We start from the raw sequence: 24,431 nt of genomic DNA, 5'->3' as shown, positions 1-24,431 counted from the left end.
TGTACCTTGAAGTTAGACTGGAATGAATCACTCTCCGAGTATGAAACTTTCATGGTCCTATCTTTAATTGTCCTATCCTGTGTTTTAACTTACTATTTTCATTTTGTTTTAGGATCTGGAATACTTTTCACCCACTTTTATTATATACCAATAGTACTATCCGCTGTCTGGTGGAAACGGAAGAGTTTATGGGTTCCGTTTTTCCTGGCAGGAGTGCTTATTTTAACTGACTGGATCAGTCCACTTCAAAGCGATTATGTGTATGACGACATTTTCAGATCGATTATGTTCATTTCAGTTAGTTTAATAACCATTCTTCTAAGTGAAAAGATTGAAAAATCACAAACAAAGTTGAAAACCAGCGAAGAAATGTTTCGTTCTGTGGTTGAATCAGCCATAGATGGAATTATCACCACTAATATGTTAGGTGAGGTAGTTTCTGTTAATGAAAGCTTTCAGAAAATGTTCCAATGTTCTGAAGAGGAGGTTCTGGGAGAATCAGTGAAAAAATTTATTCCACATCGTTTGAGGGATAAATATGATGAACAAATGGACCAATTTCGTAAAACTGGTGAACATAAACTGGTTGGAACTTTTGAATCAGTGGGATTAAGGAGTAATGGTCAAGAATTCCCATTTGAAATATCCATTACCAACTGGGAGGGAGATGGTGAGGTATTCACCACCTCAATTATTAGGGACATAACCTATCGTCAAAGTGCTGAAAAGACACGTGCCATACTTTCTGCCATTGTTGAAAGCTCAGCAGAATCCATTATTGGCATGGATTTAAAGGGCAATGTGTTAAGCTGGAATAATGGTGCAGAGAGGACCTATGGTTATAATGTGAAGGAAGTCCTGGGAAAATCCAGTTCCATAATATTTCCACCCGGTTCTGATGAACTCTCATCGATACTGAAGACAATTAGTGATGGAGAAAAGATCGATCACTATGAAACCAAAAGAGTAACCAAAACCGGAGAACTAATCGATGTATCCTTAACTGTTTCCCCTATAAATGATCGATCTGGGAATATAATCGGATTATCTTCCATGGCACGTGATGTAACCCGGGAAAAGGCTGCTGAGGAGGCTTTGGCAAGAAGTGAAGCTCAATTGTCAATGATCACTGATAACATGGCTGATATTATCTGCCAGGCCAGTAAGGATGGTGCTTATGTTTATGTTAGCCCTTCAGTGAAATCTGTTATCGGATTCAAACCACAGGAACTTATTGGAAAATCAATGTTCGATCAGGTGCACCCTGATGATCGGTCCAGGGTAACCTCCTGCATGCAGAACGCCCTCACCAAACACATCACACAATCTGTTCAGTATCGTTGCATGAAGGCAGATGGTAGTTACGTGTGGCTGGACACAAAGGGAACACCAATCTCTGATAAGGACGGGTTGACCAGTGGATTTGTCTGCAACAGTCGCGATATTACCCAGCAAAAAAATGCAGAAGATGCATTGCGTGACAGTGAGGAGAAATACCGGACTCTCATTGAATCTGCTAAGGATCCAATTTCTTTGTATGATGAAAATGGTATTTTTTTAATGTCCAACAAGGCAGGGGCCCATAGTATGGGTAAAGAACCGGCTGATCTGCTGGGTCGTTCACTCAGGGATTTTTTCCCTCCGGAAATTGCCACAAAGCAGATTGAATTAATAAGAGAAGTAATCCGTACAGAAGATGGTTTAGATGTGGAAATGTTTGTCCCGTATGGGAAAGATCAATGGTTCAGTACTAGTTTACAACCACTTTACGGACCTGATAATCGGATTCACAGTGTACAGGTAATTTCAAGGGATATAACTGATATTAAAGAAACTCAGATTAAACTGGAACAGGCATTGCAGGATAAGGAAATGTTAATGAAAGAGATATACCACCGGGTGAAAAACAATCTGATGGTTATTTCCAGTCTTCTTAATCTGCAGTCACGTTACATTAAAGATGAAGAAGCCAGGGCCATATTCAAAGAAAGCCAGGAAAGGGCCCAGTCCATGGCCATGATCCACGAAAGACTGTACCGATCCGCTGATCTGAAACATATCAATTTCGGGGATTACATACGTAAACTGGCCAATGATCTTTTTAGAACCTACGTAGCTGATCCATCCCGTATCAAACTGGAACTGGATGTGGAGGATGTGATGATAGACATAAATATCGCTATTCCCCTGGGTTTGATGGTAAATGAGTTAATATCCAATTCCATTAAACACGCTTTCCCTGGGGAAAGTAATGGTAAAATTCGGGTTAAATTCAATGAAAACGATAATCAATGTGTTCTTGAGGTCAGTGATAATGGTGTGGGATTCCCTCCTGATTTTAAACCTGAAAAAGCCGATTCACTTGGTCTTCAGTTGGTTAATAGCCTTACCCAACAAATTGGTGGTGAACTGGAACTGGAAAGAGATCAGGGAACAGATTTTCGTATAACCTTCCAGCAACCTGAAGAAAATTAAAATAGGTTAATGAATATTGATTAGGGTTAAATAATATCTTAAACCCAAAATTAGGTTTAAATGAATATCATGAATAAAAATTTAGGTTTAAGGGTATATCATAAATGAAAATTAAGGTTAAAGGAATATAATAAATGAAAATTTAGGTTAAAGAATAATCTGAATTAAAAATAAGGTTTAAGTGAATATATTGAACTAAAATAAGGTTTAAGTGAATATATTGAACTAAAATAAGGTTTAAGTGGATATATTGAACTAAAATAAGGTTTAATGGAATATATGACAAAAATAAAAAGGAAAGAAAATTTAATTTACAAAGATTTAATCCACATTAAAGAAATCTGATTTCAGTGCTTTACAGACCGGGCAAACATCAGGTGCTTCGTTTTCTACAGTGTTTCCACAGTATCTGCAGACATAGTAATCCACTTCTTCGTTATTTCCTAGAGCTTCTAAAGCTTTTTGGTAGAGTCCTGCGTGGATTTCCTCCACCTGGTTGGCCACATCAAAGGTCCACACTGCTTTTTCATTCTCATCTGCTTTTGCTTCTTCAATAAAATTGGGATACATTTCTTCGAATTCTTCAATTTCACCTTCAATGGCATCCTTCAAGTTTTCTTCGGTGGTTTTAATACCTGACATTACAGTTAAGTGGTTGTGTGCGTGGACTGTTTCAGCTTCGGCTGCTGCACGGAAGAGCTTGGCTACTTGGGGGTGTCCTTCTTCATCAGCTTTTTTGGCATATGCCAAGTATTTACGGTTAGCCTTAGATTCACCAGCGAATGCTTCATTTAGATTATCCATGGTACTCATGTTTTCTGCCTCATCTTATGTTCAATCTTCTTTATTTTGCATGTTTGTGTATTTTTAATTATACACGTCACATAAATATGGGAGATTTAGTATTGGTCTTCACAACATATAATCCATCCATATGCCCAAAATTGACAATTTAAAGTTCTTAAAATGAAAACATCAAATTGAAAGTCATATTATGAGATCACAATGGATTATAGATGTAATTAAAAAAAATAATCAACCTAAAAAATAAGAAAAATAAGAAATAAAAAAACTTAAGCGGATTTGACGGCCATTTCGATATCTTCGGCTTTGACAGTCTTTCTTCCAGCGTGTTTTGCAAGTTCGACGGCTTTTTTAGCTAGCTCTTCGCCATTTTCTTCCAGAGCTTTGGCTAAAGCCTCCTTTGCATCATCGCTTATCCTTTGTGCACCAGCATTTTTTATGATCCTTCCAACTGGAGCAATTGGTAATTCAGCCATAATTTCACCTCCTAATCTAGCTAGGACACTATAATATTTAAAGATATCGGTTTTCATGACATGATGGGCCATGGTACTTGGCATGCACACCCACCAAGTGTGATCATCAACCTACCAAAACTTTAAAGGTTATAAACATCAATAGGAATTCTCATGTATAAGAGTCCGGACATCGAACCCACTATAGAAGAGATACTTGATAAAGCCAAAAATGAGATTATTTCTTCTGAAGATGCACTTAAGCTTCTTAAAACTACTGGTAATGAATATCAAGCCCTTATTCAAACAGCAGACTTAAGGAGGCAGTCCTTAGTGGGTGATGAGATTACTTATATTCCAAACTGGAACATCAACTTCACAGACATATGCACTGGAACTTGTGGGTTCTGTGCCTTCCGAAAAGACTCCACTGATAATGGTGCCTACTTCCTGAGTATGGATGAAATAGTACGAAGGGCAAAAACTGCATGGGATAATGGTGCAGTGGAACTATGCATCCAGGGAGGACTTCACCCTGATGTTGATGCTCATTTCTATGAAAAGATACTGCTTGGTATTAAGGAGGAAATTCCTGATATCCATATTCATGCATTTTCTCCTATGGAAATCTATTACGGGGCATCAAAGTCCGAAATGTCCCTTAAAGAGACTCTTAAAATGTTAAAGGATGCTGGTTTGGGATCTATGCCTGGAACAGCCGCTGAAATATTGAATGATGAAGTTCGAGAGATTATCTGTCAGGGTAAACTCACCACATCCCAGTGGGTGGAGGTTGTTGAAACTGCCCACCAGACTGGAATACCCACCACCTGTACCATGATGTACGGTCATGTGGAGAGTGTGGAGCATCGGGTGGAGCACCTGGAAATTCTTAGAAACATACAGAAAAAGACAGGGGGATTCACAGAATTCGTACCACTCACATTCATGCACCAGAATGCACCCCTTTACCTGAAAGGAATCTCCAGTCCAGGAACTACTGGCACCGAGGACCTTAAACTTTATGCAGTGGCCAGGTTGATGTTTGGAGATCTTATCCCTAACATACAGGTTTCATGGGTGAAACTGGGATTCAAATTCGCCCAGGTATGCCTCACTGCAGGCTGCAATGATATGGGTGGAACCTTAGGAGAAGAGAACATCTCAAGATCTGCAGGGGCGCAACACGGGGTTTACACACCACCTGAAGACCTGCAGCGGATCATAAGGGATCTGGGACGGATTCCTGCTGAAAGAGACACCCTTTATAAGAATATAAAACCAGTGTAATATTTTAAAAAAATTATTCATTTCTTATAATCAATCCCTTTTTAAACTTATTTAGAATCAATCCCTTTTTAAACTTAAATCATATTTTTAAATGATTAATCTAAATTTGAACTGATTCATATAAATCTCAAAAAATTCAGTATAAACCACCTAAAAATGCTTTAAATTATGGTGGGGTGTTACTGAATTCATAAATTATTTTTAATTTTAAATGTTTGAAAGAGTTATGTTTAAACAGTTTTAATAGATCTAACATTATTAAAATGTTCAAACAGTTTAACTAAATTCAAACGGGTTTAATAATCACCCAATCCCCCTCCTCAACACTCTCCATGATCTCCAAACCTTCAACAACCCGTCCAATATGATTCACATCAGATGCAGGCTGGGAATCTCCGAAGAAGATACAGAATGCCTTTCCTGGAGGCCAGTAGGATACATCTCCTTTATCCGCAGATGGTGAGGGGTTTTCATAGTCATGTTCAAGGGGAATGGGGAAGAAAACTTCTTCCTGCCATAACTGGGCTTCACCTTCCATGGGGAGATTTTCATAGAATTCCTGGGCAGTTGAGGGGTTTCGATCATCAAGGAGTACTTTAACAGTTTCCTTTTTCAGTATTTCGATTTCAATTTCCATTTGAGTTCACCTGGGCTACATTTTTTCTTATTAAACAGTCAATACAGTTTAATCTGGGAAATATTTTCTTTTTTTAATCTAAAACATATCATCTTTTAATCTAAACATTTTTTTAATTTAGAATATATCCTCTTTTTCGCCCTGTTCCAGGAGTTCTTCCATAATCTGCACACCGGTGGAGGTGCCGATTTTACTGGCCCCTGCATCGATCATGGCCAGGGCAGTTTCCAGGTCCCGTATACCGCCGGCAGCTTTAACACCCATCTCCAGTCCCACAGTCTCCCGCATGAGCCTGACATCCTCTACTGTGGCACCGCTTACTCCGAATCCGGTGGATGTTTTAACGTAATGCGCCCCTGCCTCTCTGGCCAACTGGCAGGCAATTATCTTTTCATCACGGGTAAGAAGTGCTGTTTCCAGAATAACTTTCACCACGCGTCCCCGTGCTGCTCCCACCACTGCGGCGATGTCAGCCTGGACCAGGGAATAATGTTCTGATTTGAGGGCGCCGATGTTCATCACCATGTCCAGTTCAGAGGCACCATTGGCTACAGCTTCCTCTGCTTCAAAGGCCTTGGCACGTGGTGTTTGTACTCCAAAGGGGAATCCTATCACCACGCAGACCTGGGTGTTTGAGTTTTCCAGGAGTTCACTTGCCAGATCTGCCTGGGTGGGTGTTACACAGACACAGTTAAAGTCATAGTTATCTGCCTCCTGGCAGAGTGCGTGAATATCATCATCTGTGGCATCCCTCTGCACATTGGTGTGGTCTATCATTCCTGCCAGTTCTTCTATGGATATCATAATTTAATCCCTCCGTTTTGTGGTATCTATTATTTTGCAAATGATGTAATTTATTGCAAATAGGATTCTGGTTTATTGCAAATGATTTTCAGTATTTTTTTTAATATTCAACTGATTTAATAATTACAGTAAGAAGTGGGTGAATTTCACTTCAACAGGTCAGTATCCACATTTAATCTAATTTTTTTGCCATGTAGGGTCCCTTCCTTTCATAGCCAAATTTACGGTAATAGTTACGGGCTCCGATCCCACTGATAATCAGAATTTCTCTTTTATCATACTTTTCCCGGCTGATCTCTTCTGCCTTTTTGAGTAACTCTTCACCGTAACCTCGATGCTGCCACAGTTCATCTTCCCTTTCACCTAATGGTATCATGGGGCCGTACACATGTAATTCACGAATTAAAGCTGTTTCGGAGCTGATTTCTGGACGGTGAGCATGTGCTGATGGCATTCGTAGCCTTAAAAAGCCGAGAAGGACATCTGCTTGTGTGTCTTCCATGGACATGAATATTTCCTCCCCTTCACTGGCCCGGTACTTCTCCATTAAAAGCTGAACATTCTCTTTACTGGTGAATATTCCATGGGCTGCCTGATGCCCCACTTCCCGGCAACGGATGCACTGGCACTGAACTTTTTCTTCCTTAAGTTGATTATAAACAAGTTCTCCCAGGTTGGACTTTTTAACACCTGCTTCTATGAGTTGTGAGGGGATATCCCGCTGGATGCGCATGGTACGCACCCATTTTGGCAGGATCTTCTTAACTTCTACTATTAGCTTGACTGCTTCTTCAGTGGAGTAGGGAGTGTATTCTCCTTTTTCCCATAAATCATAGAGTTTGGACCCTTTGGTCACCAGGCAGGGGTAGATCTTCAGCATGTCTGGTTTGAACTGTTCATCAGAGAATAATCTCCTGAACATCCGCAGGTCACGCTCCTGGTCACTGAATAAGCCGGGCATGAGATGCATTGCCACCTTAATCCCGGAGTCTTTTAAAACAAGGGTGGCCTCTACGGTGTCCTGCACCCGGTGGCCACGCTCTACCCGGTGATAGATGAAGTTATAAATGGTTTGCACACCCAGCTCAACCCTGGTACCACCCATTCTAAGTATTCGATCCACATCCTCTCTTTTAGCATAATCTGGTCTGGTTTCAAAGGTCATACCGACACAACGAACACTGGAACTTTCATTGGCTATTTGAACGTCTTCCAGGTACTCGAATCCCTGCAGATCAATGTTGCCTCCTGTGTACTCATCATCAGAATTCAATTTATATTCCTTAACCCCGAAATCAGTCATTGCCTGGAGGCACTGGGTAATGAACCATTCCTGGAAACATAAAAAACGTGAAGGGAAGGTTCCCCCCATAATTATAAGTTCCACCTTATCCAGGGGATGGCCTATGCTCTCCAATTGTTGTAACCGGTTGTAAACCTGTTTATAAGGATGAAAATCGTACATCCTCGCCCTCAATGCTGCTGGCTCTTCCCCCGTATAACTGGGAGGGGCTATTGTGCTTTCAGGGCAGTAAAGACACCTTCCATGGGGACATTTATGTGGGGGACACATAACTGCTACCACTGCCACACCAGAGATGGTTCGTGTGGGTTTTTTCTTCAAAATAGGGGTGATGATTTCTTTTTCACCTTCCTGTGCCATATGAAGTATCTCCGAGTTACGGGGAAACCGGTCCAGTTTATAATTACGACACACCTGAAACTTCGCCTTCTCCAGATCCTTCCTGTTTTGTATTTTTCCTTCCAATATATCGTTTATTATGGATCTTGCGGCTTCCTTCATGTTTTTTCTCCAAAAATTTAGTAGAATGTGATATTTTTTAGCTTAATAATGAACTGTTAACTATGATTTTATTGAAAATCAATGATTTCCATGGTAAAAATATGTGAGTTTAATTATTATTTTTTAAGTTTAAGTATCTCCATGGCACGCATAATGTCGGTTCTGGAGATTATACCAACTAACTGGTTATCCTCTACCACAGGGAGCCTTCCTATGTTTGCCTGGCTTAGCTTGGCCAGGGCATCATTTAAAGGTTCTTCCGGGTGGGTTATGATCACATCACGGGTCATGAATTCAGTTACAGGTTTCTTTTCATCTCCTTTATTGGCCCGGGAAATGTCATTGAATGTTATGATACCTAAAAGATTGTCCCCATCCGTAACTGGGTAACCCATATGTTTATTCTGGAACATAACTTCCATTAGCTCTTCCACTTGGGTTGCAGGTGGCACTGTTCTCACTTGTGGTGTCATTATCTCCTTCACTTTTATCCCCTCCAGGAGAGTGGAAATCATTATTTCCTTGTACTCGGCATCAGCTCCAATGTAAATAAATAATGCAATGAGTATTAGGAAGTAATTCCAGAATATACCAACTACAGCCATAATTATGGCCAGGAACTTACCCACTGAAGCAGCAGTTTCCGTGGCCTGAAGGTAACTCATTCTCCCTGCTAGAAAGGCTCGTAAAACTCTGCCACCATCCATAGGGTATGCTGGGATCAGGTTGAATGCCCCCAGAATTACATTCACCAGTGCAAAGTAATTAAGGAAGGATGCAATGGTAGGATAAGATTGTAACAGTACAAAAAAGAGCCCGTAACATACCAGTGCTATTAAAATGTTTACCAGTGGTCCGGCAATGGCGATCCTGAACTCCTGGCCCGGTTCTTCTGGCAATTCTTCCATAGCTGAAATTCCACCAATTGGTAAAAGCACGATCTTTTCAATGCCAATACCGTACCGTTGAGCAACATAGGAATGGGCTAATTCATGCAGAACAACAGTAACAAAAAGCAGGGTGATTAGTAACGCTGCATTTAGATCCACTCCAGGGACCAGGTTGAAGATGGCCACACCATAGATCAGGGCCATCAGAAGCAGGAATGAAATATGCAGTTCCACAGGGATGTTGAAAACACTGAAAATCTTAAATGAATACTTCATTATTCATCACTCCCTAAATTCATATCGTACTCCTACAATTATTTTATTAACTCGTACTCCTACAATTTATCTTATTAATAGTTGGTTTTAAAACTGTATAAATGACAGTGTGAAAATAAAAACCCATCCCTGAATAATCAGAATATATCTGGGAAAATTGACTTTTGAAGGTGTTTCATATCCATCTTTCAAATTTGAACTAGATTAAAAGGATATAAAACCCTCTAAATGGGCAATAAAAAATATATACATTAAAAAACAGAATATAAACTGGTGTTTAAATGAAAGTGAGCGACTTTTTCGGGCGAAGAGTTTTGGATAAAAAGGCTAACGAAATAGGTAAAGTTGTGGATATGGTCATAAAACCAAAGGAAGGAGTTATAACCAGTATGATCATATCAACCAGTGACTTTGGCCTCACCAGAAAAGATCTGGAGATAGAAACAGCGGATATTGATGAAGTGGGGGATTATTTACTGTTAAATGTTGAAAAGGACGAACTGGAAGCAAGGGTAGAGGCTGTTCAAAAAAAAGAGATTCAGAAAAAAGAGAAAGTTAGGCTGGATATTAAAAAATAGAAATTAATATGGATATTAAATTTAAACCGGATATTAGAATTAGATATAAAAGATATTAAAATTAGATATAAAAGATGTTAGAAGTTAAGACATTAAAATTGAACCATTAAAAATAGAACTTTTGATATTTAAACTCTTTATTGGGAGATGAATTATTTATATACAATCCATTAACCGGGGGTGAAGATGTGGAATCAGTAAACCCGAAAAACAAAGAGATTTTAGTCGGTTCTCATGTGCGTTACAGTGGTACTGGTAGTGCAGGGGAGGTTTTAAGTGTTCGAAGTGATGAAGATGGTGTTTGGGCTAAAATGGACACCACTGAGTTATGGTACAACAGCCGTTATCTTGAACTGTTGAATGAAGAAGAGTACACTCGATTTAAAAGTAGGGAATACCGACGAAATTCTACTAAATCCAGTGATGAAGCTGCTGATGATAAGGAAGCTACTAAGAAAAAGCTGGAAAACATTAAAAAGAACCTGGAAGACATAGACATGAGCAATGAACTGTGTGATGGTGGAGGTTAAAACTCCACTTTTAATCTATTTTTTTGAAATTTATGACTTATTGAACGCTATTAATTTGATCTTCATGGAATCGATTATTATTTTTTTATTTACCTATTAAAAATGGAATATAAATTAGGTCTTTTGAATCTATTAACATGGAAAGTAACTTAGGTCTTATTTACTTGTTAAACATAAAATATAACTTAAATTAAGTTTTTGCTTAAATTAACTCATAATAAGGGTTTAACTTAAATTAAAGCTTCAAATTCTGGATGCACTGATTTAATGAGTCTTTAACCATAGATTTATCCACTTCTAGACCATCTAAAACCTCAATATTGTAACTTTTTCCCTGAACCTGCTGGTGTACTGGATCGCACACAGTTTGATTGTTAGCAGGAATATGCACCGGGTCACAGATAATAGGCTCTGTCACCATTTTATAGAAAACATAAACTATAATTATGGAGGCTATCCCTGAAATGATGGCAATACTTATTTTTATTTTATCATTCTCCACAAAATAATCAATAAAACAACTAAATAGGTAGCTCAACACCATGCCCGTCACCAGAAAGGTGAATATTTTCATTAAAAAGAGATAGGAGATGTGGGAAAAATAATAATTATAATAAAAGTAGTCACTGCCCAGTAGAACAGTTATCATGGCGATACAGGGAATGGTCAACAATAAAAATAGGGTTACCTTAAACTTGTTAGGATAAAGTAGTTCTCTTATATCTACCATAACTATTCTTTATCTTTTTTAATATTTAATTTTTAAGATAAAATTAAAGAAAATCTGCGAATCCAATTTATAAGTTTTTTTAAAAGGCTAAATCCTGAAAATCTTCTCCATAGTTGGTGAATTTTGAAAATAATCACTCACACCCCTATCCTGAAACTTTTTTTCCACCAACTGAAACCTTCCCATTTTTCCAGCCATTTCAGATGCCTTTTTAGTTGAATTTTCATAAAAAACATTCATCTTTTTGAATAAACCGTTTATATCATCCTCAATTATTTTTTCAGCCACCAAATTGTAGATTTCAAGTAAAGACTGGAGTGTAAATTCGTTGGTATCCCTGATAAGGCATTTTGTCTCATCCTGTAGTTTTTCTGATTTTTTGCCTGGATAAAAATGTTGGAGTAAGTTGGAGCGATAGGATAATGCTATTAGTTTATGGGATAGTTCAGGGTAGGGTGAGTTTTCCCTGTAAAATGTGAGACTGTTGAGGCGGAACATCTTCTCAACAGCATCATCCTGAATTCGATAATCCCAGTGAGGCCACTGGCCCATTAAAAGTCCTTTACGTTTAACAAACTGTTCAAGTGGGGAGCCAGCCACAATTTCCGCCCTACCAAAATCAAATGCCAGTTTTTTGTTCATATTCATGAAGCATATGTTCTCGTTGATCTCTTCTAGGGTGGCCCGTGGATGGAACATCAGCAGATTAAAAGTAACGCCCATGTTTAAATCTTCCAGGAGTTTCAGGGAATGATTAATTTCATCTACAGTTGAAGAACGAGCCAGGACTTTTAATCCACTGTCACTTGCATTTTCAACTCCCAAAAACACACCTACTGTGCCCATTTCTTCTAAAATAGTTAAAATATCCTGATCAACACCTTCGGGGCGGGTTTTAATTAAAAGAGCAATATCCTCCAGTTCCACTTTCTCCTCTATTAATGATTTTTTCAAAGAATTCAGGCGAGCGTGGGAGCTCTTTTTAGAGGGTAAAAGGAAGTTATCGTCATGAAACTGAAATAATCTCACTTTATGCTGGTGATAAAGTTTTCCCATTTCCCTGGCAACATTTTCTGGAGATCTCAATGAATAGGGGAGTCCTGTTTTTTGTTTATGAAACGCACCAATACAGCAGTAAATACAACTGGAATGGAAACATCCCCTACTGGTGATGAGGGTGGCAAATCTCTCACCCAACCTGTTATGGGGGGTTTCATTACGTAGTGGGAATGGTAAATAATCCAGATCAGGGAATTTCCGAATAAGATGATTCTCTTTTATTGTTGATTTTTCTCCAGCCGATTTATAGACTAAGTTAGGAATTTTTGATAAGTTTTTTTCGAAATTGGAGATATTTGATAATCTTTTAGGAGTATCTAATAAGCTTTCAGAGATATCTGATAAATTTTTATTTAATTTAAGTTTATTAAATGAACTTTTATCATTCACCAGGGCATCTGCCAGTCCTACAATGGAGTGTTCTCCCTCAAAACGAATTACTGAATCAATGGTTTCGTATTCTAATAATTTTTCAAATTCAAAGGTGGGAAAATGCCCTCCCACAGTTACGTGTACTCCTGGTTTAGTTTCTTTTATGTTTAAGATAAGTTCCAGGAACATGGGTGCTAGTGACTGGAAGGCCATTGAAACTGCCACAATATCGGGATCAAATGTTTTCAATTCCTTTAAAACCCCTGAAAAATCATCGTTATTTGAGCAGGGGACAATTCTAACCGTATGTCCTTTTTTCTGGAGTTCAGCTCCCAGATACCTGATAGCCAAGTTTTCTTCGTCTTCTGCACCTACCAGGAGGACTTTTCCTTTTCTCTTTTCTTTCATGTAAAACCCTATACATTTAGGTCCTTTGAATCGATATTTTTCTCTTACACGTATTAATATGTCTGGACTACATTTCAGACATATGCTACTACATTTAATAATCCTTTATAACTAATTCTTAAAAAGTTAATAAGTTTCGAAAAAAGAAGTACTAATTTTTAACAACAATTAAGGCGTTAAATTAATTAATTTACACGATTTTAGTTTTTTTTTCATATATTTAAACATTAACTCCTTTATAAATAAAATTTATGCCTAAAAATAATGATCTACAAAAATGAATGCGTACCCACTATAATTATATGTTAGAATAAATAATATTAATTATAAAATACAATTTTGTCAGTGAACAAAAATACGAAACATCTACTAAAATAACCTTTTACTAGTTTTAAAGGTTTGACAACATTCATTGACAAAACCTGACAAAATAAATGAATTACTTGATCAATTGTAAAAGGAGGTGAAAAGAACTTGAAAAAACAAATAACAATCTTAATACTGGCTTTAGTAACAGGAGTAATTTTCTGTGGTGCAGTTTCAGCTGCCGACGGAACATGGAACACAGAAACCGTTGACAGCACTGGAAACGTAGGTGTGGATACTTCATTGGCTCTGGACAGCAACAACAACCCTCACATAAGCTACTATGATGAAACAAATGGTGATTTGAAGTACGCCTCTTATGATGGTACCCAATGGAACATTGAAACTGTAGACAACACCGGAAATCCAGACTACTATACCTCACTAGCTCTAGACAACAACAACAACCCCCACATAAGCTACATGGACGGAACAAATCGTGATTTGAAGTATGCATATAATGATGGTACCCAATGGAATATTGAAACCATAGACACCGCCGGAGCTGTGGGTTGGTTCTCTTCTCTATCTTTAGACACCAGCAATAACCCACACATCAGCTACTATGCAGGGGATCCCTATAATGATTTAAAGTATGCTTATTGGGATGGTACTCAATGGAATATTGAAACCGTGGACAGCGGAAATGCAGGTCCATATACCTCTCTGGCCCTGGACAACAACAACAACCCCCACATCAGCTACTATAACTGGGATATTGGTGATTTGAAGTATGCCTATTATGATGGTACTCAATGGAATATTGAAACCATAGACAGTGCAGGATCTGTTGGCAGATATACTTCATTAGCCCTGGATAGCACCAACAACCCCCACATAAGCTACTTTGAGGATATTAATCATGATTTGAAGTATGCCTATTATGATGGTACCCAATGGAATATTGAAACCATAGACAGTGATCTGGATTGGTTACCTACTTCATTGGCTCTGGACAGCAACAACAACCCTCACATAAGCTACACTGACGGAACAAATGGTGATTTGAAGTATGCCTATTATGATGGTACCCTATGGAATATTGAAACCATAGACAGTGCAGGATCTGTTGGCAGATATACTTCATTAGCTCTGGACAACAACAACCCCCACATCAGCTACTACGACTCTACTAACAGAGATTTGAAGTATGCATCTTTTGTGCCCACTCCAATAAATCCCAATGATCCTAACTCGGTAAGTTCATCCAGCAATGGCTCTCAAGTAAACGCCGCGACCACAACAACAGCACTGGGAAACACGGTCGGAATGCAGACCACTGGAGCACCATTAGCACCATTGGCCATAGCTGTTCTAAGTGTACTGGGTGGATTATTTGCAACCCGGAAAAAAACAATAAGTAATTAAATCCCTTCTTCACTTTTTTATTTTTCTTTTAAAATAAATTAATCAAAGATTTGATCTAAAACCTTTTTTACTACCTTTACCCAACATATTAATATTGTATTACATGCATAATTAAATGTTTATAATCTGTCAATTTTTTGGATTAATTCTTTTTAAGTTATGTTTTCATGGATATTCTGTGGAGATAAGTTTATATTGAATAAGTTTAATAAAAAAATTAACAAACCGACGGTCGGTTTGCAGGAGGTTAAGATGGTTCCAAGAAAACCCCGGGAAGAAAGAATAAATGAGATAACACAGGCAGCAATTGATGTATTCCTGGAAAAAGGTTACGAAAACACTACAATGGATACTATTGCTAAAAAAGCAGGGATAAGTAAAGGTGGACTTTACCATTACTTCCCCAGCAAAGACATGGTGTTGGTATCGGCCAATGAGAAAATTAGCGAAAAAGTAGGGGAAATAATGGAAAGCGCAGGGTGTTGTTCATCAGTCCGTGAAGGAATCCTGTATTATATCGAAAATTACATTCGCTACTGGCTGGAACATCCCAAAGAAACTGCCTTCCTGTTTCTTTCAATTGCAAAAATGCTGGAAAATCCGGAGTTATTAAAGTACTACCAGCAGTACACCTCAGATTATGTGGCCTTTTTTGAAGGTGCATTCAACCTGGGGATCCAGCTGGGTGAATTCAAACCCCACAATGTGAAAGCCAGTGCCATAACATTGATGGCAGCACTGGACGGTGTTTTAAGTTACATGATATTTGATGAAGAATTAGTACTGGAAGAAGTTGTTAAACAATTTGAAGAAAAGTTCATCACACCCATTGAGGTCTAATTTAGGGATTACCATGAACAATAAAAGACAAAAAATCCGAAAAACAACATTACTCATATCATTTTTACTCTTTCCGGTTACATTATTCTATTTTTCCCCATTTTTGATTATGTGGGGAGCATCACTTGGAATAATAACTGGCAGCTTTTTGACCTTCACTGCACTGTTTATCCTGTCTCTGTTTTTTGGAAGAGCATTCTGTGGATGGGCCTGCCCTACTGGTGGAGTTCAGGAATACTGTTTTTCAATAAACAATGGAAACACAAGGGGAGGAAAATATAATTGGATTAAATACTTCCTCTTTGTCCCATGGATAACCACCATAGCACTACTGGCTGTGATGGCTGGAGGATTGACTACCATTGATCCTTTATTCATGACCAAGTATGGAGTTTCCATCTCAGAACCAGCCATATACATTATTTACTATGGAATCATCTTCACAACGATTATAATAGTTATTCTTGCAGGTAAAAGGGCCAACTGCCATTACTTCTGCTTCATAGCTCCATTCATGATCATAGGGACAAAGATTAAAAACTTCTTCCAATGGCCCTCCCTTCACCTGAAAGCCAATAAAGAACTGTGTGTGGAGTGTAAGTTATGTAAAAATTGCCCGATGAGTCTTGTTGTGAAAGAAAAAGTACTTAAAGAAGATATGCACGACTTTGAATGTATTTTATGCGGAAAATGCGTGGATTCATGCCCTAAAGGAGCTATAAATTATTCTTTTGGCATACCCAAAAAGAGGTAGATGAAAATGGAAACAGTGGATTTTTACTTTTTCTCAGGAACCGGAAACACCTTACTTGTGGTTAAAAAGATGCAGGAAACCTTCCAGGAGAACGGTATCCCTGTGAACCTGCACAAAATAGAAGAATCAAACCCGGAAGATGTTAATTTAGAACATACCATTGGCCTGGGATTTCCAATAGCAGAATTATCCACCTACAACTTCGTATGGAAGTTCATCCGGGCACTGCCCGTGACTGATACGGCCACAGAGGTCTTTATGGTGGACACCCTGGGAGGATTCTCAGGGGGCATTGTGGGTCCAGTGCACGAAATAGTCAAAAAGAAGGGATACAAACCTATTGGGGCGAAAGAGATTGTAATGCCTCCCAACATATTCTACATTCAGGATGAGGAAACCTGTCATGAAAAGGTTCAAAAAGGACTCATAAAAGCAGAGGAATATACATTGAATCTTATCAATGATGAATCAAAGTGGGGAAGGGTCCCGGTACTTTCTGATGCACTTTACTACACATCCATTGCCAGTTTGAAGATCACAGAATCCAATCTCAACCAGAAACTGTTACGTCTGGAAACAGATAACGAAGAATGCCGCAGGTGCGGTATATGTGTAAGACTCTGCCCGGTGGATAACATAACCCTGGAAGAAGGAAAGCCACCGGAGCATGGTTTTAACTGCGAATACTGTTTAAGGTGCACATCTTTATGTCCCCGTGGAGCTATTCCCTGCCCCTGCAATTACAAGGGTAAAACATATAGGGCGGTTAAGGCCAAGGAATTTCTAAAATAGATTAGTTGGTTAAAAAGGGATTAGTTGTATTAAATGGATTAAACGTGTCAAATGGATTATTGTGTTAAAATATTTCACCCGGTTATACTATTAAAAAAAGTTAAATAAGGTTAAACTAAAAACCAACTAAATTTTTAAAAACCTTTTTTCAATAAATCCCAGGGAGATTCTAAAAATGCTAAATTTAAATGAGAAAAACATTGATGTGGAGGGACTGGCCCGAGATGCAGTTAAGGATAATGATACTTTCCAGGAACTGAAAGATGGGGTGCGATCCAAGGATAACACCATCCGGCAGAACAGTTTCAAGGTCATGCAGAAAATAGCCGAGGAAAATCCTGAATTCCTGTATTCTGAATGGGATTACTTCCAGGAAATGCTTCAAAGTCCCAATAACTACCATAAATATATAGCCATCTACATATTGGCCAGTTTAACCAGTGTGGATAAGGATAATAAGTTTGAAACAATATTTGATAGTTATTATAGAATACTGGCCGGGGATAAAGCTATGACTGCATCTCATGTTGCTTTAAATTCTTGTGTGATATCTCATAACAAGCCTAACCTCAGATCCAGGATTGTGGATATACTCATGAGTATTGATGAGATTCATCAGGGCAAGCAGAAGGAACTCATAAAAGCCTACGCTATTGAGACCCTTGGGAAGATCTACCCCGAAGCAGAGGATAAAGAACTTATTGAAAATTATGTGAAATCTCAGAGGGATAGTAAAAGTCCTAAGACCCGTTCTATGGCTCAGTGTTTTCTGGAGAGGTGTTAAAATAAATCTGGAGTGTATTAAGATAAATTTAAAACATATCTTAACCGTATTTATTATTTATCCTGATTTTTAGGAAATTTAGGATTAATAATATCAATCATTTCAATATAAAGTCGATTGTATCCAAAAGAGTTAGAGATGATCACATGAGCTTTTTTTACATTAATATTATTGCAGGAATAGGTTTCCTAATTGCGGGTATTCTAACTTTATATAAGCAGAGAAAAAATCCATCAGAGAACAAATATATGACATTAGCCGGATTTTTATTAATCTTAGCCGGAATTTGTCAATTTATAAGTGTTGTATCTTATTTTTATGAACTTAATTTCTGATTATTTCAATGTCTTTCACCAAACTTGAATACTGGATTGATCTTCACTCAATATGGTAATTTATCCCCGGTAAATTGAGGTTTGAATATCCATTTCCTGTCCACATAATTAAATACTATAAACCTTCATAATATTGATTAAGGGGTAAAAATGGTAGATATGGTCCGTACAACAAGGTCCCACCACTTCCCACAGCGGAAGAATAAATTCAAGAAAATGGTGGCCCAAATCAGGTCCAGGCGGGGATCTAACCCACACAGTAAAAAGCCACCAAAAATGGCATTGCTGAAATATTCCACAAAAGAAAACGAGTCAACCAACTGGTTATCTAAAAACCCGGAACGATGGAAAAAGTTCCAGAAAGAGTACCAGAATGAGTTTATAGATAAGATCAAACTCATGGATGAAATTAGGGATAAGAAAAAAGGCAATGAACTATTATACAGGTTCTTCACGGGTGGAAGATCCTAATTTTTAGGAAGATCCTAATTGTGATTTAGTGGGTTTTTGGGTTAAAAAAGAGTTTTTTAGTGTTAATTAGTGCTTTTTAAATTCAATACTCATTTGATATTATCAAATTATTTTAAATCATCTGAAAATCATATTATATAATCAATTAATTAGGAATTTAAAATTAAAAATTACACAACAAAAAGTTATTATCAAGGGGGATGGGATAAATATGGGCAATTTTGGAGTGATTAAGGCAATGTAATTATAAAATGAAATGGTTAAAATTCAGTAGAATAATTTAAATTATTTAAAATGAATTTCAATAATACATTAAAAATTGTTAGGCTTGGGCGCTTACAATTCATTTTAGGAGGGTTTTTATTCTTTTGTGCCGGAACATTACTGGCTCTTTTATTAAATGCCCAGTTCAATTTGGAAAAATTTATAATGGGCTATGCGGCTTTATTTGCTGCACATTTATCAGTTTCTTACAGTAATGATTACTTCGACTTTGAGGTGGACCAGTTTCAGAAACCTACCCGTTTTTCAGGGGGGAGTGGAGTTCTGGTTACCAATCCTGAGCTTCGTGAATTTTCTAAAAACTTTGCCCTGTTTCTCATGGGATTATCCATTTTCCTGGCCATTATCACCACTATCCTTTTTCAGTTACCAGTTTCATTCTTCATTTTGATATTAAGTGGAAACCTCCTGGGATGGTACTACTCTGCCCCTCCGCTCAAATTATCTTATAATGGGTTAAGCGAATTAGCAACGGCATTAACTGGATTTATAGTGCCTGGGATTGGTTACGTAGTTTTAATGGGAAAATTGGATATAAATTTCATTATTTTTGCAATCCCTCTGATATTTTATGAGTTACTCTTTATAATCAATGTGGAGATACCGGATATGGAAGCAGATAGCTTTGGGGGTAAAAAAACAGCAATAGTAACATATGGTCGTCATTTTGGATTTATAATAGGTGCAATAGCAGCATTAATTGCAACATTATCCTTCTTTTTCATGCCACTAATTACAAACATTCCCCCAATCAACTGGGGAATGCTTTTCATATTTTCATTAGTTCCCCTAGGTTTTGGAATATTAAGCGCCAGGAAAAAATCAATTAAAAAAAAATCTGCCCTTAAATTAGCGAATTATAACATTTTATCTCTTTCTGTTTTCATAATCATGGTAAACACTTATTTCATCTACTTAATTTAGAAAATTGGTAGGTGAGGGGTGTTTAATGGGTTTCATTGAATTTTAATAAATTAATAAAAATAATAAACTGAGATCATCATACGCATTTTCCTGCTTCCTAAAGTACAGGGAGGTACAAGTAAAGGCTGGTATCATGATTTAAATGAGTTTAATTCTAATAATAGAGTCTAATTCCAAATAATATTCAGGATGTTTATATAGTTCCAATTCATTGAGAATTGGAAAATTAGTTCTCATTCATTGAGAATTGGAGATAATAAACAACTTATTTTTTAATTTAACCTTTCACTTAAAAAAACATACAAACGAGGCTTTTTCAACACCCTGAAAGATTTATAAATCTCAAATATTCCTTTTAAAAATTTGCTTAAAGCTGAGGCCACTTCATACATTCCAATGAATTGGATTAAAATAAGGATCACATAGGCCACTCCACCTATACTGAAGCTTAGAGCAATTTCACCTGGATTTGTAAAATGATCCTTGATGAGGTTCACCAGTAAAAAAATACCTAAACCCACAATAAACTGGACTGTGGCCACAAAAAAGGCTTCACCAGATGTTACCATTGATTTTTTCACCTTTTCATGCAAGTCACTCATCGCAGCGATGTAGGTGAAGGTTAGAAGTGAAAGTGTGGCTGAACTTAAAACAAAAACTTCAATGAGAGTTAAAACCTGATCTGAATTATGTAACTGGAGATTACCAAGAATCCATGGTACCAGAAAAATTAAAACAAATATAAAACTCAAATAAGGAGTTACAAGGGTACTGATTTTGTAGATAAATCTTAAAATATTTCTTGTATTCAAAGGAGAATCCTTACAAATAATGGTAATACCTCTATTGGTGTTTTAATAATTTATTTCATGTAGTTGAGTTTATAACACGTTGATTACGGACTGTTTCACATGTGAATTCATGTTTTGAATTTTAGATTCACCTGTTTTAGTTTAATAAATGGTTTATTTGATCTTGTACTCTTTCTAAAAAAGGTTATAAAAAGAATTTTTCCCAAATTAAACCAGTTTGTGCCCAAGTTCCAGTATTCCCTAAAATAATCTGACATTTTAAAGCTTATTCATGTTGTGATGTCTTCATTGTGCTGGTTTGGGAGTGTTTTAAGTAGCTGCTCGTTTTTACCATTATTTAAAAATTAACGAACAACTATTAACCATTCATCCTCTTTTAAGGGTGAGGTATCTGCAGGAACAGCTAGTGTTCCGTTGCTTAAAACCCTTAGAAAAGGTTTCATTCCCTGTGGAACACCACCTTCAGCCGGTTGTGTTGATGGATTAATGGCTTCAAAAACAGCACCTTCATCTAAAAAGTCCAGTATTTCGTCCTGGTTGCGGCCAAAAAGTCCAAATGGAGTGTTTATTAACATGTCTGATCCTCCTTTGGCGAAAATAATCTCATCCTGCTTCTGCCGGTACCTGCCAAGCACGATCATGCTCAAATATCCTAACTGGCGTAAAAAAGTGTCCTGAACAATTTTCACGCGATCTGGATTTTCAGTGACTATTATAAGCCACTCAACCCTATTTTTAAATTCATGAAATTCATCTATTCTATCTTCATCTGCTAAGTGCGCCATAGGCCCGGTATAGGTTAAGTAGGGAAGTGTGGATTTAATTTTCTCAACATCCTCCTCATCAGGGGCCACCAACATCACACTGCAACCTGCTTTATGTAGTGAGTTGGTTAAACTGATGATCCACGGTTGGTCACCAATCACTGCTACTGCATTCCTTCCGGGCTGAGAAATTTTTAGTTTCCTGGAAAGAATTGGTGCCATGATCCCATATATAGCCACTGTGAATATTATTACCAGGAATACCATGGGCATCAAGTGTGGAAAATTAACACCTACCTTTAACAGGCTTATGGAAAACAGAGAAGCAGTAGCTGCAGCCACAATGCCCCTGGGGGCCATTGCTCCAATGAAAATCCGTTGTTCCCAGTTGAATCCTAAACCTCTGGTGGCAACCATTCCCACCAGTGGCCGGACAATAAGAACGTAAACACCTACTAATAGCAGAGCCGAGAAGAAATATGTTCCCATGGCATTTAAATCAACCAGGGCAGCCAGCATTACAAATATAATTCCCAGTATCAATGGTTCAATTGTCTCGGTGAATTCTTCAATACCCTTTGCTGGAGCTAAACGTTGATTACCCACTACTAACCCCATGGTAACTGCGGCGAAAAGTCCTGCTTCCTGTAGTATTAATTCTCCACTAACTATGGCTATTATTCCAAACATGAAGGCTACCAGTGCACTTAAATTTGGTGGAATTCTTCTGGATCTTTCAGAAGCAATGTATAATCCTGCTGCAATCAATCCGATCACAATTCCAGTTATTATGGTAAATAAAATATCCAGGATGGGGAATGAATTGGGGGAGATAATGTAACTTAAAACTGCAACCCCTAAACTGGCACCTATGGGATCTATAATAATACCCTCCCACATCAATACCGAGCCCACTGGCTCCTTGGGACGAGCATATTGGAGTATGGGGCCCACTACTGTTGGTCCAGAAACAACCAGAATTGAGGCAAGAAGAAGCGCCAGGATAAATGGGACTTTTAAAATTAGTAGAATAGTTAGCGTACCTAAAGTCAGGGTTATTAATACACCTAATGTAACTAAACGCCACACAGCCTTACTCACATTGGGTTTAAGATCCCGAATGCGTAACTCAAAACCTCCCTTTAGAAGGAGAATACCAACACCAAGGGTGATAATTGGGAAAAGCGAATCTCCAAAAATTTCAAAGGGTTTCACCAGACCTAAAACAGGACCCACTATCATTCCTGCGGGGAGTAGTAATATAATTCCCGGTATTTTAATTGTACGGGCTAACCATTGCAGAGAAATTCCCAATCCAATAATAAGGCCCAAACTAAGTAGAATTTGATCTCCACTCATGGTCATCATCCGTTAGATAGATTTAAAGCAATTTGCACCTTTTTTGCAGTTCTTAGATATCTTTATGGGGTGCTTACATACTTTTATAAGTGTTTATAAACTATTCCTCACTGAACAGATAAAAAATAACTAAAAAATATTACTTTTTACCCAGTCCATTTATGATCAATCTGCGTATAATGTATGATCTGGAACGATCCTCTTTTTTGGCTATCTGGTCAATTCTTTCGATGTACTCTGGCTCCAGACGGATGTAAACACTCTTTTTTTTTGTCATGTTTATCAGTACATTCCAATACATATATATACTTTACTGACAAACTGGGGTTATCTGTTAATTTAGCCACGTTAATGAATCGATTGAATTGGAAGATGTTAAGAATTTGGTTGGATAATTAAATAAAGTGAATTACTGATTATGATTAAATAAATTAAGGACAGCAATGATTAATAATCCTGTAATGGTTTAATGCGATTATTGTTAATTTCTCCTGAAATTTGTTAAGTGTCATTGAGGATCATAGAAATAGAATTATAGAAGTTAAATACAGGATATGCTACCTTATAGAAATGAGGAGAATCCAATGAGAAAGATCAGCATTTCAGATATCAGCATACGACTTATACATTCAACCTTCAACACTCGTTTTTTCATGGCAAGGGCTTGCCAGAAACTTCCACCTCTGGCATGGCTGGTTAATAGAATACTTTTTGCAGGGGATGATATACAAGTACTTCCCCGGGATGCTACTATTAAAACCAACCTTGCAGTAAATGTTCAGGAGCTGGATGTAAATACTAAAGTTCCATTTTCAAATGAAAATACAGTACTCCCCAGTCAGGTTTTAGGGGAGATGATCAAAAGGTCAAGATACCATTTTATAATGGATACTTGCATATGCCGAACTTCCAACGATTGCCAGAACTATCCTCATGATATAGGATGCTTATTTTTAGGGAAAGGAAGTCAGAGAATATCTTCCACACTGGGGAGAACAGTTTCAGCAGATGAAGCAATTCAACACATAAATAGATGTCAGGAAGCAGGTCTGGTCCCGATAATAGGTAGAAATAAGATAGACAGCCTTTGGTTAAATACAGGTCCCAAAGAAGAGCTTCTTTCCATCTGTCACTGTTGCCAGTGCTGCTGTCTCTGGAAGATGACCTCCAACCTACCAGAGAGTATGACTGGTAGTTTTTCGTCCATGGAAGGAGTTGAAATAATTTTCCAGGAGGAAAAATGCAATAATTGTGGATTGTGTGCCCGCAACCAGTGTTTTGTAGAATCAATCATCATGGAAGAAGGAAGAATAACACGAAACATGGAAAAATGTAGAATATGTGGACGATGCGTTGAAATCTGTCCTAAAGGTGCTTTAAAGATTGAAATAAGTGATGATGCTGTAAAACGCTCACTGGCAAGAGTGGAACCACTAGTTGATGTTGAGCTGGAATAAAATCAGATTTT

23 protein-coding genes are annotated in these 24,431 nt (G+C 37.7%); 12 read left to right on the top strand and 11 right to left on the bottom strand.

Annotation, left to right across the window (positions count from 1 at the left end; translation table 11 throughout):
• The first annotated feature begins 6 nt into the window (after positions 1-6).
• Positions 7-2,475, top strand: a complete 2,469-nt coding sequence (locus tag A994_RS11710; RefSeq protein ID WP_004031858.1) for a PAS domain S-box protein — start codon at positions 7-9, stop codon at positions 2,473-2,475.
• Positions 2,476-2,796: 321 nt separating this feature from the next.
• Here the strand turns inward: A994_RS11710 and A994_RS11705 are convergent, their stop codons facing one another.
• Both A994_RS11705 and hfoA2 read right to left on the bottom strand, forming a co-directional pair.
• Entirely contained in the window at positions 2,797-3,288 is a 492-nt protein-coding gene (locus A994_RS11705) for a rubrerythrin family protein (protein ID WP_004031857.1), read from the bottom strand.
• Positions 3,289-3,548: 260 nt separating this feature from the next.
• Positions 3,549-3,755, bottom strand: coding sequence for a histone HfoA2 (hfoA2, locus tag A994_RS11700; protein ID WP_004031856.1), 207 nt, complete (start codon positions 3,753-3,755; stop codon positions 3,549-3,551).
• 153 nt (positions 3,756-3,908) lie between these two features.
• Here hfoA2 and cofH point away from each other — a divergent pair, with 153 nt between their 5' ends.
• Positions 3,909-5,024 carry a 5-amino-6-(D-ribitylamino)uracil--L-tyrosine 4-hydroxyphenyl transferase CofH gene (gene cofH / locus A994_RS11695; protein ID WP_004031855.1) on the top strand — a complete coding sequence of 372 codons (1,116 nt, stop codon included), beginning with the start codon at positions 3,909-3,911 and terminating at the stop codon, positions 5,022-5,024.
• 286 nt (positions 5,025-5,310) lie between these two features.
• Here the strand turns inward: cofH and A994_RS11690 are convergent, their stop codons facing one another.
• From A994_RS11690 to A994_RS11675, 4 genes are all read right to left on the bottom strand, one after another.
• Complete coding sequence (locus A994_RS11690; RefSeq protein ID WP_004031854.1) at positions 5,311-5,661, bottom strand: cyclophilin-like fold protein; 351 nt, start codon at positions 5,659-5,661, stop codon at positions 5,311-5,313.
• 117 nt (positions 5,662-5,778) lie between these two features.
• Positions 5,779-6,465, bottom strand: a complete 687-nt coding sequence (gene deoC, locus A994_RS11685; protein ID WP_004031853.1) for a deoxyribose-phosphate aldolase — start codon at positions 6,463-6,465, stop codon at positions 5,779-5,781.
• A 172-nt stretch (positions 6,466-6,637) separates the two neighbouring features.
• Positions 6,638-8,269 carry a tRNA uridine(34) 5-carboxymethylaminomethyl modification radical SAM/GNAT enzyme Elp3 gene (locus A994_RS11680; RefSeq protein WP_004031845.1) on the bottom strand — a complete coding sequence of 544 codons (1,632 nt, stop codon included), beginning with the start codon at positions 8,267-8,269 and terminating at the stop codon, positions 6,638-6,640.
• Positions 8,270-8,385: 116 nt separating this feature from the next.
• Positions 8,386-9,435: a CBS domain-containing protein gene (locus A994_RS11675; protein ID WP_004031844.1), complete on the bottom strand. Its 1,050-nt coding sequence runs from the start codon at positions 9,433-9,435 to the stop codon at positions 8,386-8,388.
• A gap of 281 nt (positions 9,436-9,716) precedes the next feature.
• Here A994_RS11675 and A994_RS11670 point away from each other — a divergent pair, with 281 nt between their 5' ends.
• Together A994_RS11670 and A994_RS11665 are read left to right on the top strand one after the other, a co-directional pair.
• Positions 9,717-10,013 (top strand): PRC-barrel domain-containing protein, encoded by a 297-nt coding sequence (locus A994_RS11670; protein WP_004031843.1) that lies wholly within the window; start codon positions 9,717-9,719, stop codon positions 10,011-10,013.
• Between the two features lie 188 nt (positions 10,014-10,201).
• The gene (locus tag A994_RS11665) at positions 10,202-10,543 is read left to right on the top strand and encodes a DUF2098 domain-containing protein (protein WP_048204253.1); all 342 of its coding nucleotides are present in this window, start codon (positions 10,202-10,204) and stop codon (positions 10,541-10,543) included.
• A 235-nt stretch (positions 10,544-10,778) separates the two neighbouring features.
• Here the strand turns inward: A994_RS11665 and A994_RS11660 are convergent, their stop codons facing one another.
• Positions 10,779-11,273 carry a hypothetical protein gene (locus tag A994_RS11660; RefSeq protein WP_048204252.1) on the bottom strand — a complete coding sequence of 165 codons (495 nt, stop codon included), beginning with the start codon at positions 11,271-11,273 and terminating at the stop codon, positions 10,779-10,781.
• 87 nt (positions 11,274-11,360) lie between these two features.
• On the bottom strand, positions 11,361-13,112 hold the full coding sequence (locus A994_RS11655; protein ID WP_004031840.1) for a B12-binding domain-containing radical SAM protein: 1,752 nt from the start codon (positions 13,110-13,112) through the stop codon (positions 11,361-11,363).
• A 474-nt stretch (positions 13,113-13,586) separates the two neighbouring features.
• Between A994_RS11655 and A994_RS11650 the strand changes: the two genes are divergently transcribed.
• The 7 genes from A994_RS11650 (at position 13,587) to A994_RS11615 (ending at position 20,028) form a co-directional block, all read left to right on the top strand.
• Positions 13,587-14,846 (top strand): hypothetical protein, encoded by a 1,260-nt coding sequence (locus A994_RS11650; protein WP_004031839.1) that lies wholly within the window; start codon positions 13,587-13,589, stop codon positions 14,844-14,846.
• A gap of 252 nt (positions 14,847-15,098) precedes the next feature.
• Complete coding sequence (locus tag A994_RS11645) at positions 15,099-15,686, top strand: TetR/AcrR family transcriptional regulator (protein WP_004031838.1); 588 nt, start codon at positions 15,099-15,101, stop codon at positions 15,684-15,686.
• 13 nt (positions 15,687-15,699) lie between these two features.
• Positions 15,700-16,440 (top strand): 4Fe-4S binding protein, encoded by a 741-nt coding sequence (locus A994_RS11640; protein WP_004031837.1) that lies wholly within the window; start codon positions 15,700-15,702, stop codon positions 16,438-16,440.
• A gap of 6 nt (positions 16,441-16,446) precedes the next feature.
• Positions 16,447-17,232: an EFR1 family ferrodoxin gene (locus A994_RS11635; RefSeq protein WP_237739743.1), complete on the top strand. Its 786-nt coding sequence runs from the start codon at positions 16,447-16,449 to the stop codon at positions 17,230-17,232.
• 175 nt (positions 17,233-17,407) lie between these two features.
• Complete coding sequence (locus A994_RS11630) at positions 17,408-18,016, top strand: hypothetical protein (RefSeq protein ID WP_004031835.1); 609 nt, start codon at positions 17,408-17,410, stop codon at positions 18,014-18,016.
• Between the two features lie 485 nt (positions 18,017-18,501).
• Positions 18,502-18,822: a hypothetical protein gene (locus A994_RS11620; protein ID WP_004031833.1), complete on the top strand. Its 321-nt coding sequence runs from the start codon at positions 18,502-18,504 to the stop codon at positions 18,820-18,822.
• Between the two features lie 294 nt (positions 18,823-19,116).
• Complete coding sequence (locus tag A994_RS11615) at positions 19,117-20,028, top strand: prenyltransferase (protein ID WP_004031832.1); 912 nt, start codon at positions 19,117-19,119, stop codon at positions 20,026-20,028.
• Between the two features lie 272 nt (positions 20,029-20,300).
• Here the strand turns inward: A994_RS11615 and A994_RS11610 are convergent, their stop codons facing one another.
• From A994_RS11610 to A994_RS11600, 3 genes are all read right to left on the bottom strand, one after another.
• Positions 20,301-20,840: a hypothetical protein gene (locus A994_RS11610; protein WP_004031831.1), complete on the bottom strand. Its 540-nt coding sequence runs from the start codon at positions 20,838-20,840 to the stop codon at positions 20,301-20,303.
• Between the two features lie 344 nt (positions 20,841-21,184).
• On the bottom strand, positions 21,185-22,963 hold the full coding sequence (locus A994_RS11605; protein WP_004031830.1) for a cation:proton antiporter: 1,779 nt from the start codon (positions 22,961-22,963) through the stop codon (positions 21,185-21,187).
• A 139-nt stretch (positions 22,964-23,102) separates the two neighbouring features.
• Positions 23,103-23,240, bottom strand: coding sequence for a CopG family ribbon-helix-helix protein (locus tag A994_RS11600; RefSeq protein ID WP_004031829.1), 138 nt, complete (start codon positions 23,238-23,240; stop codon positions 23,103-23,105).
• Between the two features lie 307 nt (positions 23,241-23,547).
• Between A994_RS11600 and A994_RS11595 the strand changes: the two genes are divergently transcribed.
• A complete protein-coding gene (locus tag A994_RS11595) occupies positions 23,548-24,420 on the top strand; it encodes a 4Fe-4S binding protein (RefSeq protein WP_004031828.1) in 873 nt (290 codons plus the stop codon).
• The last annotated feature ends 11 nt before the right edge of the window (positions 24,421-24,431 follow it).

This window comes from Methanobacterium formicicum DSM 3637, assembly GCF_000302455.1.
GTDB lineage: Archaea > Methanobacteriota > Methanobacteria > Methanobacteriales > Methanobacteriaceae > Methanobacterium > Methanobacterium formicicum_A.
This window is presented reverse-complemented; position numbering and strand designations above follow the sequence as displayed.